The 12,384-nt window shown below is 57.1% G+C and carries 15 protein-coding genes; 1 reads left to right on the forward strand and 14 read right to left on the reverse strand.

Annotation, left to right across the window (positions count from 1 at the left end; genetic code table 11):
• Positions 1–183 precede the first annotated feature (183 nt).
• The 6 genes from NWQ23_RS10840 to NWQ23_RS10865 are packed head-to-tail and all read right to left on the reverse strand — an operon-like array spanning position 184 to position 4,162.
• Complete coding sequence (locus NWQ23_RS10840; protein WP_306166369.1) at positions 184–894, reverse strand: SDR family NAD(P)-dependent oxidoreductase; 711 nt, start codon at positions 892–894, stop codon at positions 184–186.
• Positions 895–904: 10 nt separating this feature from the next.
• A complete protein-coding gene (locus NWQ23_RS10845) occupies positions 905–1,351 on the reverse strand; it encodes a DMT family transporter (protein WP_306166370.1) in 447 nt (148 codons plus the stop codon).
• A 35-nt stretch (positions 1,352–1,386) separates the two neighbouring features.
• The gene (locus tag NWQ23_RS10850; RefSeq protein WP_306166371.1) at positions 1,387–2,172 is read right to left on the reverse strand and encodes an alpha/beta fold hydrolase; all 786 of its coding nucleotides are present in this window, start codon (positions 2,170–2,172) and stop codon (positions 1,387–1,389) included.
• Positions 2,173–2,183: 11 nt separating this feature from the next.
• Entirely contained in the window at positions 2,184–2,909 is a 726-nt protein-coding gene (locus NWQ23_RS10855) for a type 1 glutamine amidotransferase domain-containing protein (protein ID WP_306166372.1), read from the reverse strand.
• Positions 2,910–2,927: 18 nt separating this feature from the next.
• Positions 2,928–3,548 carry a glutathione S-transferase family protein gene (locus tag NWQ23_RS10860; RefSeq protein ID WP_306166373.1) on the reverse strand — a complete coding sequence of 207 codons (621 nt, stop codon included), beginning with the start codon at positions 3,546–3,548 and terminating at the stop codon, positions 2,928–2,930.
• Positions 3,545–4,162, reverse strand: coding sequence for an NADPH-dependent F420 reductase (locus NWQ23_RS10865; protein WP_306166374.1), 618 nt, complete (start codon positions 4,160–4,162; stop codon positions 3,545–3,547). Before NWQ23_RS10865 ends, NWQ23_RS10860 begins: the two co-directional genes overlap by 4 nt.
• Positions 4,163–4,234: 72 nt before the next feature.
• Here NWQ23_RS10865 and NWQ23_RS10870 point away from each other — a divergent pair, with 72 nt between their 5' ends.
• On the forward strand, positions 4,235–5,146 hold the full coding sequence (locus tag NWQ23_RS10870; RefSeq protein ID WP_306166375.1) for a LysR family transcriptional regulator: 912 nt from the start codon (positions 4,235–4,237) through the stop codon (positions 5,144–5,146).
• 418 nt (positions 5,147–5,564) lie between these two features.
• On the opposite strand, the gene zapE is transcribed toward NWQ23_RS10870, so the two are convergent.
• Genes zapE through NWQ23_RS10910 form a run of 8 tightly spaced genes read right to left on the reverse strand, consistent with a single transcriptional unit; the run spans position 5,565 to position 12,383 of the window.
• Positions 5,565–6,617: a cell division protein ZapE gene (gene zapE, locus NWQ23_RS10875; RefSeq protein ID WP_306166376.1), complete on the reverse strand. Its 1,053-nt coding sequence runs from the start codon at positions 6,615–6,617 to the stop codon at positions 5,565–5,567.
• A gap of 44 nt (positions 6,618–6,661) precedes the next feature.
• Positions 6,662–7,588 (reverse strand): alpha/beta fold hydrolase, encoded by a 927-nt coding sequence (locus NWQ23_RS10880; RefSeq protein ID WP_306166377.1) that lies wholly within the window; start codon positions 7,586–7,588, stop codon positions 6,662–6,664.
• A 36-nt stretch (positions 7,589–7,624) separates the two neighbouring features.
• The gene (locus NWQ23_RS10885) at positions 7,625–8,539 is read right to left on the reverse strand and encodes an ornithine cyclodeaminase family protein (RefSeq protein ID WP_306166378.1); all 915 of its coding nucleotides are present in this window, start codon (positions 8,537–8,539) and stop codon (positions 7,625–7,627) included.
• A complete protein-coding gene (locus NWQ23_RS10890) occupies positions 8,536–9,159 on the reverse strand; it encodes an HAD family phosphatase (protein WP_306166379.1) in 624 nt (207 codons plus the stop codon). The genes NWQ23_RS10885 and NWQ23_RS10890 overlap by 4 nt, the downstream gene beginning before the upstream one ends.
• A 30-nt stretch (positions 9,160–9,189) precedes the next feature.
• Positions 9,190–10,143 carry a DMT family transporter gene (locus NWQ23_RS10895; protein WP_306166380.1) on the reverse strand — a complete coding sequence of 318 codons (954 nt, stop codon included), beginning with the start codon at positions 10,141–10,143 and terminating at the stop codon, positions 9,190–9,192.
• A complete protein-coding gene (locus tag NWQ23_RS10900) occupies positions 10,140–10,586 on the reverse strand; it encodes a YaiI/YqxD family protein (RefSeq protein WP_306166382.1) in 447 nt (148 codons plus the stop codon). Before NWQ23_RS10900 ends, NWQ23_RS10895 begins: the two co-directional genes overlap by 4 nt.
• The gene (gene fghA / locus NWQ23_RS10905; protein ID WP_306166410.1) at positions 10,583–11,413 is read right to left on the reverse strand and encodes an S-formylglutathione hydrolase; all 831 of its coding nucleotides are present in this window, start codon (positions 11,411–11,413) and stop codon (positions 10,583–10,585) included. Before fghA ends, NWQ23_RS10900 begins: the two co-directional genes overlap by 4 nt.
• Before the next feature lie 40 nt (positions 11,414–11,453).
• Entirely contained in the window at positions 11,454–12,383 is a 930-nt protein-coding gene (locus NWQ23_RS10910) for an AEC family transporter (protein ID WP_306166383.1), read from the reverse strand.
• Position 12,384: the final 1 nt, after the last annotated feature.

Below are 12,384 nucleotides of genomic sequence, written 5' to 3' on the forward strand. Positions count from 1 at the left end.
TGGACAAAAACCTATGGTCACAACATGCGGGACAAACCTGCCGTCCGAATTGTTGGCAGTCATGTCTGCTCTTGTCTGATCTACGCCCGATTTGGTTCACGTAAGGCCTGCGATAGGCTCAAATGATCGTTGGCTTCTGCGGCCGTGTCCGGGTCTACAAATTCGGTGTAACACAGCACCCATCTACCAAGGATGTTCGGTTCCGTCGATGTTGAGAAACTGACCGTTCTTGGACATCAACGTACCATCGGTCCACATGTCCACAACCGCTTTAGCAACCTCGTCGGGGCTCCGCTCGGCGTTGTCACCACCCATATCGGTGCGCATCCAGCCAGGGTTGAGTGCAACTGCTGTACGACCCGTGTCTGCCAACTCGAGTGCCACTGCGCGGGTGAACATGTTGAGCAAGGCCTTCGATCCGGCATAGCCGTAATGTCCACCAGCCGTCTTCCCACCGATAGACCCAAGCCAGGACGAGATATTCAGAACGACTGCGTCATCTGCCAGAATAGGTAGCAGCTTCGAGATGAGCGTCATCGGGGCGAGAGCGTTGATCCAAATGCTGTCCGAGACGTTGCTCGCATCGAAATATGCGATCTTGAATGTCGACTGAAAGTAGGTGGGGTCGTCCTTGCGGTCTTTGGGATTGAACCCGGCATTGTTGATCAGAAAATCGATAGGGTGACCGGCTTTCACAATTTTTGTGCAGAAAGATGCAATACTGTCTGCCTTGCTCAGGTCCAGATCATATCCTTGGTCAATAAAGGAGGCGTCCAGCGCCGATGATTTCCGCGCGGTTCCGATAACCTTGAAAGCATGGCCGTGTGCTGCCTTGGCGAGTGCGGCACCAAGCCCACGGTTCGCACCTGTTATAAGGACGGTCTTTTGAGTCATGGGTTTCTCCTCAATAGGCCTTGATCGTGGCAATTCCGGCAATCATCAGCGCCAGACCCGTTAGCCGCCCGGCGTTCAGAGTATATTGCGGATTACCGAATGCACCGAGATGATCGAGCGCCAGCGCGGTCAGAATTTGGCCGATGAGGATTAAGCCGGTTGTCAGGCCCACACCAAGTCTTGGTGTTAGAACAACAATCGCAACAATGTACCCGGTCGCAATTGCCCCACCCAGCCAAACGGTTTTCGGTGCGGCAGCCAATTCGCTTATGGTCGGCAATGTTGGACGGGTTACGACGACAATGACCGACAGAACCAGCACGCCGACCAAAAAGACGATGAGACTAGCAGTGAAGGCATTGCGTGTAACCCCACCCAGCTGACCGTTGAAGGCCAGTTGGAGGGGAACCAAAGCGCCCGTTACTAGGGCTGCAAGCATAAGTGGCCATTGAGCCATGTAGATATCCTCCGGTTCGGGTATTGCTGGGGGCGCTATTCGCCGCCCGCCAGTTCATCAATCGCCGCGACCAATGCGTCGACTTGTGTAATCTGCGGCACATGCCCTGAGCCTATGTCGATCACCGAGGTGATCTCAGCACGCGCGATCATCCGTGTTTGCAACGGTGTGGAAACAGCTTGATCGTCAAGCGTGCGAATGAACGCCTTTGGCACGGATCCGAACGCCTGTTGCGTCAATGAAACCGGGGTTGCGATAGGTGCCAGAGGTTCGCGGATCAGTCCGGCAAGGATGGCCGCCCTTTGTATGTCGGTTCCTACGTTGCCGAAAATCGCTGCACGGTCTTGTTCCAGGATTTCGGCAAATGAGTAATCCGGCGCGATCACGAAGCTCTCTTCGGTGAAACTGTTGTCGGTATCCGTCAACGCGATGACCTCCATGCTTTCGCCATCGACGGGGACATAAGCCGCGACATAGATCAGCCGGGCAACATCATCCGGGGCCGCCTCGGCCACCGCAGAAATTGTGATGCCGCCGAAACTGTGGCCCACCAGAACGACCGGCGCGCCCGCCGCGGCGATTGCGGCGGCCGTTGTCTCAACATGATCAGCCAGCGTAACCGCTTGCGCAGCTTCGCCTTCGGCATTGCGTCCAGGCAGATCGACAAGCGTGACGTTGTGACCTTGCTCTTCCAATCCGGCTGCTACTTCCACCCAGTCAGCGGCAGACTGAAAGGCTCCGTGGACGATGACGATGTTTTCAGCCGTGGCAGGGCCTGCGACAAGCGCGGACGCGATTGCGAGAGATTTGAGGATGTGCATGCTATCTCTCACTATCCTGTCTTCTGGGACGCCAGCGCGTCGTTCACTTCACGTGCGGCAGCGGCGGCAGAGACTTGCTGCTGACCGGTGACCAGCAATCCGTCGCGGATCGCGAACTCTTCCAGAGGACCAGCAACTTCGAAGGAGGTATCGCTTAGCTTGCGCGCCTCAGTTTCGATCCAGAACGGCTGGATCTTCATGCCTACGGCGTTCTCGGCGTATTCTTCTTCGGAGTTGGCAAACCCAGTCCAGCGCTTACCCTTCACCAGCAGTTCGCCATTCGACAACTTCGTCTTGAGCAGAACGCAGGTGCCGTGGCAAACCGCTGCGGTGATCTTGCCCGCCTCGTAGAAGTCTGCGACGGCCTTGTGGGTCTTCTCGTCGTTCATCATCGTGACCATCGGGCCTTGTCCGCCGACGACGAAGATCGCATCAAAATCTGCGATGTTGAGATCAGACAGCGCAGGTGTGTCCTTGAGGAGCGCCATCTTGTCCGGGTCCTTCTTGAAGGCGAGCGAGATCGTATCCCCCGCGGAATAGCCGCTCTCATCCTCGGGATCGGAATAGCCATCAGCCTGCAAGTCGCCACCGTCCGGCGATGCGATGGTGACGTCTTGGCCTGCTTCCTTGAACACCTCAAAGGCGTGGCTCAGTTCAGCCCACCAAAAGCCGATAGGCCAACCGGTCACAGGTGAGGTTGCAGGGTTCGAGGCCAGCATTAGAATACGTTTGGTCATGGTCTGTCCTTTATGGTCTCATTCAATTGAGGGAGGGGTGGTATCGGCCCATGCGGGCAGGGCTTCGAGACCCTTCAGCCAGCGTGCGACGTTGGGAAAATCCGAAAGCGGGAAGCCCGCATTGGCGGCATGGGTGAAATCTCCAGCGACGGCGAAATCGGCAACGGTGAGGCGATTACCGATGAGGTAATTGTCGCCGCCAAGTTCAGCGTCCAGTATCGCCAGAAGCGGCCGGAGACGGTTCATTGCTGCGTCACGCTTGGCTTCATCGGGGGCGATGCCCCGGGCGCGCTTGAAGTAATTCTCGATGTGCAGCAGAACGACAACAGGCGACAGCTCAACTGATTGCCACGTCATCCATTGTGTAATGTGGCCCCACTCCCGAGCGGAATGCCCCAATAGATCATTCTGTGACTGCGCCGCCAGATAGATGAGAACCGCATTCGCTTCCCAGACGGTGTAGTCATCGTCCTTGATCGCAGGCACTTGTCCCATCGGGTTGATCGCCAAAAATGCATCCGCCTTGTGTTCCATGTCCTGCATCGACAGCGCAATTTCCTCTACGTCGATGCCCAGATAGCGCGCAAGGGCACGGGCCTTTCGCGCATTGTGGGACATAGGCCAGTGGTACAGCTTCATGGTATTTCCTTGTTTTTTGCGTGTACGAGGGCAAAGCCGAAGGACCGGCCAAGCGGCCCTTTGATCGCGGACCAAATCCAGATCATCGCAAGCGATTCCAGATGCCGCGCATTGGATAGAGGACCACCATCCACAGCTTCGAATCCGGCTTCTTTGGCGAGTATGAGCGCAACGTTTTTCGCCTCGGCATCGTCACCGGCGGCGAACATCACGGGCGTGTCGGCCAATCTGGAGGGATTAGCCATGAACTCTGCGCCGATCTGATTGAAGCATTTGACGACATGTGCTGCAGGCAGCCGCGACTGGAGTGACTGAGCGGCAGAGCCTGTCCCCTCGTGAACCAGATCGAGCATGTTTTTGCGCATTCCGACCGGGTTTGTCGCGTCGATCAGTGTCTTGCCCGCGACGTGTTCCGCGAGATCACGACAAACCTCTGCCTCCGCACCCCAAGGTGTCGCCAAAAGGATCACTTCGGCCCATTTCGCGATTTCGCCGATCGGTCCCTCGTGCCCCTCGACGACAGACCGGACACCCAACCGAACCTCATGTGACGGTGAAAATGTCTTGGCGAGCGCCTGCGCAACGCTTCCCCGCCCAATAATTCCGATCTTCATATCGCCAGTCCTTGCGTTGATATGGATCAGGACATATGGATCTGGCATCTACAATTAAACTGAAAACGGTTCATGACTGATTATGATAAAACTAAAATCAGAAGGCTGGATTTGACGGTTCTCCTGATTTTCCTGGCACTCATGCGTACACGGAAAGCCTCTGACGTTGCTGGCGAGATGGGGCTGACAAATTCATCTATCAGCCACACTCTGCGCCGCCTCCGGGAGGTCTTCGAAGACGAGTTGTTTCTTCGCCGCCCTCACGGGTTGGAGCCCACAGCGTTCGCAGTCCAAATTGAGCCGAATATCCGCAGCGCAGTTGATGCGTTGCAGTCCGCGCTTTCCGGGCCATCACTCTTTGATCCCGCCAAGGTGAACGCGACCCTCAAGATCGCCGCCTCGGACCGGGAAATCGCGACGCTGATCCCCAAGGCACTCACCGCTATCGCCAGTGAAGCCCCTGGAATACGATTCTCGGTGCGGTCAGTGCCACGCGCCGATGCCCTTCGCGGCCTCGCAGATGGTACCCTTGATCTGGCGTTGGGGTTTTTTCCGAATGCGGGAACCGACTTCGTGAAACATCACATTCGAAGCGAGGGTTATCTGGTTGCAGCACGTCAAGGCCATGCTTTGTTCGACGGAAAGATGACGCCGGAGCGCTATGCAAAAGCTATGCATTTATTGGTCTCTGCGGACGGTTCGCTGACGGGAATCGTTGACCAGACTCTTGCTGATATCGGATTAACGCGTCGTGTTTGCTTGGCGATACCATCTTTCCTGCCCGCGCTGTCCATTCTCGCGCAGAGTGATTTCATAGGAACCCTGCCTGCTAACTTGGTGCGGCATCATGCTTCGGAGTTTGGACTGGAGTTTTCCGATCCACCTGTCGCCATGCGTTCCTTTGACGTTTCTGTTCTATATCATCGACGCAATCAGAAAAGTGCTATGTACCAGTGGATAGTGGACAAGCTGGTGCAGACCTGAGGATCGCGTGTGCAGGCGGAGAGGACCGGATTGTGCGGCAAAAGGCCTGGAGTAGATGTCTTCAAGCCATCCAAAGATGCTTACATGCGGCAGTCGAGTTCTGCAGACATAGGGCCTAGGGCACCTAACCGGCCATTCGTTGCATTCTCACTTAGTTACAAGTTGGGCTTATTCTCTTGAAAAACTCCGATGTTGGGCATTTGGGCCAAATTTGACAGAATAGTTTTCTCGTTCTCTCAAGATTTCCCAGTTTTTCTTAGTGTATCTTGATCAACCAGAACAGTTTTCCGCCTTTCAAAAATTTGCATACGCAGCAAAGAGTTTTTCAACAGAATCGGCTCATTGCCATCCTTCACTGCGCCCCCTCCCACAAACGTCCCTTTTTTCACTTCATCTCAGTCCATAACCCAAAACCAATCTACGCTGCCCAATCAACCGACTGCATCTCGCGCAGGCGGCTGGCGGTGCGTTCGAATTCGAACGTGCCCGTGCCTTCGACATAGAGCATTTCAGGCACGGCAGCGGCCGAGCAGATCAGTTGCACCTTGGCCTCGTAAAGCGCGTCAATCAGGGTGACGAAACGCTTGGCCTCGTTGAAGTTGTGGCGCGACAGGGCCGGAATGTCCTCTAGGATCAGCACCCGCACCGCATCGGCCAGCGCCAGATAATCACCTGCCCCCAAAGGGCGGCCGCACAGATCAAAGAATTTAGCCTTGGCGACACCATTGTGGAAATCGGGCAAGACCACCTGCCTGCCCTTCACATGCAGCACAAGTTCCTCCGCCTTGCCATTGCTTAGCCGCGCCCAGATCGCGGCAATAGCCTTGCGCGCGTCATCGTTGATCGGCGTGAAATAGCTTGGCTGGCCCGCAAGACGATCCTGCCGGTAATCCGTGGCGCTGGACAGCTCATGCACCACCATTTTTTCCTTCAGAAGTGCGATAAAGGGCGTGAATAGCTGACGGTTCAAGCCATCCTTATAGAGGTCATCAGGCGGCCTGTTGGAGGTGGTCACGATCACAACGCCTGCCTTGAACAAGGCTTCAAACAGGCGGCCAACGATCATTGCATCGGTGATGTCTGAAATCTGCATCTCGTCAAAGGCCAGAAATCTGACCTCGGCGGCAAGTTTCGCCGCAACCGGCGCAATCGCATCATCGACACCGGTTTTGCGCGCCGCTGTCATCTCGGTATGAACCCACTGCATAAAGGCATGGAAATGGCGGCGCTGCTTGGGTGCATCAACAAGGTCATAAAGCAGGTCCATCAACATGGACTTTCCGCGCCCGACACCGCCCCACATGTAAAGGCCAGTCACCTCAGAAGCGGCTTTGCGAAACAGCCCGCGCTTGACGGGTGCTGCCAGGGCTGTGCGCACGCGCTCTAGTTCGGGCAGCACTGCCAGTTGAGCGTCATCGCTACGCAATGTTCCTGCATCAACGGCAGCTTGATATGCGGCCTGCACTGTCATCTGCGTCCTATCGATCGCCCACTAACCATCGCCAAGCATCACCATCAGTCACGCAAAGCCGAGCGGATCGCATCGACCACCTGCGATCCATGTGTGAAAGGCAATCCATGATCTGCGTCCTCGACAACCTCTTGCCGCGCTGAACGGTTCCACTGCGCCAGAACGCCGAGCGCGCGCAGCGGTATGATCTGGTCACGGGCAGCCCAGATTGCGATCACCGAAATACCCTGTCTGCCCAACTTCTGGTGATCTTGCTGCTGGGTCTCTGCAAGCATTCCGCGTCTGCTTGACAGGATGGCAGGAAGATATCCCCGGTAGTCCAAAGCGCGCCTTTGCGCCCTAAAGACATAGTCTATTTCCTTCGTCTCTCCTTTCTCAGGGATTGCCTTGAGCATGAGATCATGCGCAAAAACCCCGTGGAGCCAGTCGCCAATGATTGGGGCGCGCCTGCAAAAACGTGTAAATCGGCTTTCGCTCATCACGACACCAGAGCCGGCAATCATGATGACCCGTTTCACGCTATGGGGATATTCGACCGCAAAAGCCGTCGCAATCGCGCCGCCCATAGAATATCCGACAACCGTGATGTCCTCTGTCAGACGATGGTAGGCACAAAGATCGGCAAGCTGGCGCAAGAAGAACGTTCTGTCCTGGGCACCTTTGGGCGCATCCGATAGTCCGCGACCGTAAAGATCATAGATCAACACGCGGTAGCCCAAATCGCCCAGACCCTTAGCAACCGCATTCATCGAGATCATAGGGGTTGCGATCCCATGCACCACAACAGCGACGGGGCCACGGGCGGCGCCCGCCCAGCGACAATAAGTCACCCCTTGCGAAAGCTGCAAGAACTCGCCCTTCGCGCCGTGACGCTCTTTCAAGCCAATCACTGGGCGGCGGCGCTCTTGATAAAACGGCCAGATCGCCAACATCACAACAGCAACGCCCGCGATTGAAACCAGATAAACCATCACTTCAGGGCCTTTCGTCTGCCACGTCGACCTGCCCTATCCGGATTTGGCCCAAGCTTCCAGAATGTAGCGGCTTGTCATCAGATCAAGATGGGCGCCGCCTCCATTCTTGAAGAGGGTGATTTCATCCGCACTCTGCCTGCGGAAAGGCTCCATTGCATAATAGTCCGCGATCACGTCCTCGGCGTGGAATGCGCCAGCGGCGATGGGAATCTTGAACTCGCCGATATGTCCGATGGTTGTTTCACGACTGTCCACAAAAACGCGGGAGCGCTGCAAGGCCAGATCATCGACCTCGCGCATATCGGGCCGGTATGCCCCGATCAGGTCAATGTGCTGGCCGGGCTGAAGCCAAGCACCCTTGATCAGCGGGACCGTCGACATGGTCGCCACAGTCACGATATCGGCATCTTTCACCGCAGCCTCCAGATCGGTCGCGATCGCCACATCCGGACATGCGGCCTGAAAGGCGGCGGCCCCTTCGGGTGATCGGTTCCAGACCGCAAAATGCGCGTCGGGAAATGCCGCACCGTAAGCCTCGCGCAGCGAATGACCGACAGTCCCGGCACCCACGATCAGGATTTTCCGGCTGTCCGGACGCGCCAGCCTGCGCGCGGCCAAGAGGCTATCTCCTGCGGTTTTCCACTTGGTCACCAGATGAAAATCAAGGATCGCCTCTAACGCGCCATCCTTGCCTGAAAAGAGGTTCACCGCCCCGCCAATCGCGGGTTTGCCCAGCGCCTTGTTTGCGGGAAAGATCGTGGCGCATTTCACGGCCAGTCCGAGACCCGCGATCCACGCAGAGCGATTGAGCAGCGTATTGTCCCCTTCGTAGAGGAACACATCGGCCACATCCGCTTTTGGCCCGTCATGGCCAGCGGCAAGGGCATCGGTCAGGGCCAGCCAATCAAGGTTCTTCTGGCCCTCTTCAAAGGGGATCATCACAGTCATTGTGCAGCCTCTTGGTTTAACAAGCCTTCGGAAACCAGTCTGTCGGCCCAACCTTGCGGTCCGTCGAACAGATGGGTCTGCCAGCCACGGGCGGCTGCGGCATTGATATTGTCGATCCGGTCATCGGCGAATAACAGCGCTGGGGGGGCGATCCCGCAATCGTCTTCGACCTGCTGGTAGATCTCGGCATCAGGTTTGATCACACCCATATGCCCCGAGATGTAGCGGCGGTCGAATTCGCCCAAGAAAGGATAGACAGGCTCTGCGATCTCGAAGGTCTGGATGCCGAAATTTGTCAGCGCAAAGACTGGCACACCCTTTGCACGCAGCGCGCGCAGCAAGCGGACCGAATGGTCAATCGCGGGGGCTGCCATGTCGATCCAGCGGTCGTGCCACATGATAACCTCGTCGCGCCAATCGGGGTTTGCATCCGCTGCGGCATAGATCGTGTCGCGAAAATTGCCGCCGCGATCCACTTGATCGTTGATGCCGTGCAGGTCAATCGCCGCGAACATCGCACGCCGCCGTTCAGGGCCGATCACGCTGTCAAAGAAGCGCTCTGGCTGCCATTCGATCAGCACATTGCCGATGTCGAATACCACTGCTTTGACCTCGGGCATAACTTCTCCTGCGCTGGTTCAGAGGCCAGACTAACGCCGCAGCGGGCGCTGTAAAGTGATGGGTTTGGTTTGCATCTCCCGCCAAGCTGTAAACAGACCTGACCCGAGGATCAGCGTCATGCCGACATAATCCCAGCCATCGGGGAATTCGCCAAAAATCACCATCCCCCAGACCACGGACAGGGGCAAAGCCAGATACTCGAAAGGGGCGACAAACGACGCTTCGGTCACGCGGTAGGCTTGGCTGATCAAGAAGCCGGCGATAGCCACGCCTATACCGATCACGATGAAAACGGGATAGTCTGCCGCCAAAGGCCAGCTCCATGCGCGCAACAGGAACATGAGCGAAGGGTCGGTCTGGTTGCCGAACTTCCCGTCGCCCACCGCCAGCCCCATCACGATACAGACGCTGATGAACATGATCTGGATATAAAAGGCCATGGTGGCGGCACTTTCCGTGCCACCCAAGCGGCGCGCAAGAACATGCACGGCCGCATAACAAAACGCCGCCGCGACAGGCAAAAGCGAAGCAAGCTGGAACGCCGTTGTTCCCGGACGCATCATGATGACAACACCAATCAAGCCCACGGCAATCGCAGCCCAGCGCCTTGGCCCCACTGTCTCTTTCAGGAACACGACCGAAAAAACTGTGATGATCAGCGGGCAGATAAAGAAGATCGCCACCGCATCGGCCAAAGGCATAGCCGCGAGCCCCAGAAAGAAGGTCATATTTGCGGCAACAACGCAGAGCCCACGCAACATATGCATCTTGAGCCGCTTGGTGCGCGCAATCGCCCAGCCGTTGGTCATCGGTGCAATCACTGTCAGAATAATCGCAAGCCCGATGAGCGACCGGATCAGCACCACCTGATGCAACGCGTAGCCGCCGCTGAGAAACTTGATCGCCACATCATTGATTGAGAAAAACAGCACCGCAGCCGTCGCACAAAGCGCACCAAGTTGGGGTGGCGAAAGCTTGGTCACAGTTTTCCCGCCGCCCGCACAGCCCGTTCGAGCGCATCCAGAAACCGCGCACGATCCGCCTTACCGAAGGGCTTGCCACCGCCTTGGCGAAACGGATCAGCCGCCCGCATATCAGCCATCAGATCGCGCGTGGCCAGCACATTGCCGATATTGGCCTGCGTCAGCGGCTCGCCGTTATGTTTCAACACCAGCGCCCCGTTCTCGATGCAACGCGCTGCCAGTGGAATATCCCCTGTAATCACCACATCGCCCTTGGTCGCCCGATCCGCGATCCACATGTCCGCCACATCAGGGCCATCGGGTACGACCACAGTTTCCACAAAAGGATTGGGCGAAGGGCGAATACCCCCGTTCGAGACCACGAACATTCTCAGCTTGTGGCGTGTGCCGACACGTTCAACCTCGGCTTTGACCGGGCAGGCATCGGCATCCACGTATATCATGCGTAAAGCGCCTCGGCATGAAAGGCGACGTGATCTTCCATAAAGGTCGATATGAAGAAATAGGAGTGGTCATACCCCTTTTGCAGCCGGATTTGTCCCTCCTGCCGTCGCGCAGCCATGGCCTGCGCCATATGTTCGGTGCCCAGCAGGTTGCCGAATTGGTCATCAGTGCCCGTATCAATCAACACCGGCCCGTCAAAACCCTGCCCTTGCATAAGCAAGGTCGCATCATGGGCGGCCCATGTGCTTTCATTCGCACCCAGATAGGCGCTGAATTGCTTGCGGCCCCAATCGCTGGCGGTGGGGTGACAGATCGGCGCAAAGGCCGACACCGACCGGAACCGCCCCGGCAAAGACATCGCCAAGGTCAGCGCGCCATGCCCGCCCATCGAATGACCTGTGATCGCCTGCCGTTCCATATCCAGCGGGAAATTGGCGGCCAGTAGCGCGGGCAATTCATCGGTCACATAAGTCCACATTTTGAAATGCCCAGCCCAAGGGGCCTCGGTCGCATCGACATAAAACCCTGCCCCCTGCCCCAGATCAAAGGCTTCGTCATTGGCGACACCTTCACCGCGTGGGGATGTGTCGGGGAAAACCAGCGCAATGCCCTGTTCAGCGGCCCAAGCCTGCGCGCCCGCTTTGACCATCGCGTTTTCATGGGTGCAGGTCAGGCCCGAGAGGAACCATAGGACCGGCACCGGGCCTTCGGCAGCTTCGGCAGGCAGGAAGACCGCGAATGTCATGTCACAGGCACATGCGGCAGAGGCGTGGGAATAGACGCCCTGCGTGCCACCAAAGCTGCGGTTCTCGGAAATCGTCTGCATCATCTGGCCCCTCTTTCGTTTGCCAAGGGCTAGCGCAGGTTCAGAAGCTTGTCACCCATGCAATGACCAGTGACACTGTAACAACGCTCACAGCGGTCGAGATCAGGATAGAGGCCGATACCCGCGCAGGGGCCACGCCATAGTGCTGGGCAATGATATAGACGTTGCCCGCGACAGGCAGGGCAGCGGCAGTAATCATCACACCGGCGGCATAGGGATCAACATCAAAGATCAGCAATGCGGCAACCGCCACTGCGGCAGGATGCAAGATCAGTTTGCAAAACGACAGCCACCCCGCAACGGCGACACGTTCGGCTGACTTTGTTGCCAACGAAGCCCCGATGGCAAACAAAGCTCCGGGAGTCGCGGCGGCCCCCAGCAAGGCCATGAATTCATTGACCGGCACCGGTATGGGCAGATCGCTGGCCGAGACAAGTAGACCCAAGGTGATCGACACGATCATTGGATTCTTCAGCAGGCCCAAGGCCACAGTCCAAAGGATTTTTGGCGACATCCGCCCGTCGCGCGATCCGGTGATCAGAATCACGATGAGGCTGCCAAAGACGATCAGATCAACGGCCAGAACCAGCATCACGGGACCTACAGCACCTTCGCCCAGAAGCAGGACCAGCATCGGGATACCCAAGAAACCAACATTGCCGATCACGGCGCATTGCGCCTCGACCGCTGCCTCGGTCACGGGCAGTTTGCGGCGCAGGGCGACGACTGTCGCCAAGATATAAACCACGGTCGTCGCACTCAGATAGGCCAGCACGAATTGCCAATCGAGTATTTCGGCCAGAGAAAGGTTTGACGAAAACCGGAACAACATGGCCGAAAGCGCGAAGTAGAACACGAATTTTGTAAGGTAAGCGGTCGCCTCTGGCGAAAAGAACTTCGTCCGGCCAGAGCCATAACCCAAAGCAATCAACATGAAGAACGGGAGTGTTTGAAGGAAGATATCCCACATG

This window comes from Yoonia sp., from assembly GCF_030731595.1.
In the GTDB taxonomy this organism is placed as follows: Bacteria; Pseudomonadota; Alphaproteobacteria; order Rhodobacterales; family Rhodobacteraceae; genus Yoonia.

Bases quoted from the DNA above. Each gene is read 5' to 3' on its own strand.
- NWQ23_RS10885 (WP_306166378.1), bottom strand. From the start codon at position 8,539: ATGACTGTGATGATCCCCTTTGAAGAGGGCCAGAAGAACCTTGATTGG.
- NWQ23_RS10840 (WP_306166369.1), bottom strand. From the start codon at position 894: ATGACTCAAAAGACCGTCCTTATAACAGGTGCGAACCGTGGGCTTGGT.
- NWQ23_RS10850 (WP_306166371.1), bottom strand. From the start codon at position 2,172: ATGCACATCCTCAAATCTCTCGCAATCGCGTCCGCGCTTGTCGCAGGC.
- NWQ23_RS10890 (WP_306166379.1), bottom strand. From the start codon at position 9,159: ATGCCCGAGGTCAAAGCAGTGGTATTCGACATCGGCAATGTGCTGATC.
- NWQ23_RS10880 (WP_306166377.1), bottom strand. From the start codon at position 7,588: ATGGTTTATCTGGTTTCAATCGCGGGCGTTGCTGTTGTGATGTTGGCG.
- NWQ23_RS10910 (WP_306166383.1), bottom strand. From the start codon at position 12,383: ATGTGGGATATCTTCCTTCAAACACTCCCGTTCTTCATGTTGATTGCT.
- NWQ23_RS10870 (WP_306166375.1), top strand. From the start codon at position 4,235: ATGACTGATTATGATAAAACTAAAATCAGAAGGCTGGATTTGACGGTT.
- fghA (WP_306166410.1), bottom strand. From the start codon at position 11,413: ATGCAGACGATTTCCGAGAACCGCAGCTTTGGTGGCACGCAGGGCGTC.
- NWQ23_RS10845 (WP_306166370.1), bottom strand. From the start codon at position 1,351: ATGGCTCAATGGCCACTTATGCTTGCAGCCCTAGTAACGGGCGCTTTG.
- NWQ23_RS10860 (WP_306166373.1), bottom strand. From the start codon at position 3,548: ATGAAGCTGTACCACTGGCCTATGTCCCACAATGCGCGAAAGGCCCGT.
- zapE (WP_306166376.1), bottom strand. From the start codon at position 6,617: ATGACAGTGCAGGCCGCATATCAAGCTGCCGTTGATGCAGGAACATTG.
- NWQ23_RS10855 (WP_306166372.1), bottom strand. From the start codon at position 2,909: ATGACCAAACGTATTCTAATGCTGGCCTCGAACCCTGCAACCTCACCT.
- NWQ23_RS10900 (WP_306166382.1), bottom strand. From the start codon at position 10,586: ATGATATACGTGGATGCCGATGCCTGCCCGGTCAAAGCCGAGGTTGAA.
- NWQ23_RS10865 (WP_306166374.1), bottom strand. From the start codon at position 4,162: ATGAAGATCGGAATTATTGGGCGGGGAAGCGTTGCGCAGGCGCTCGCC.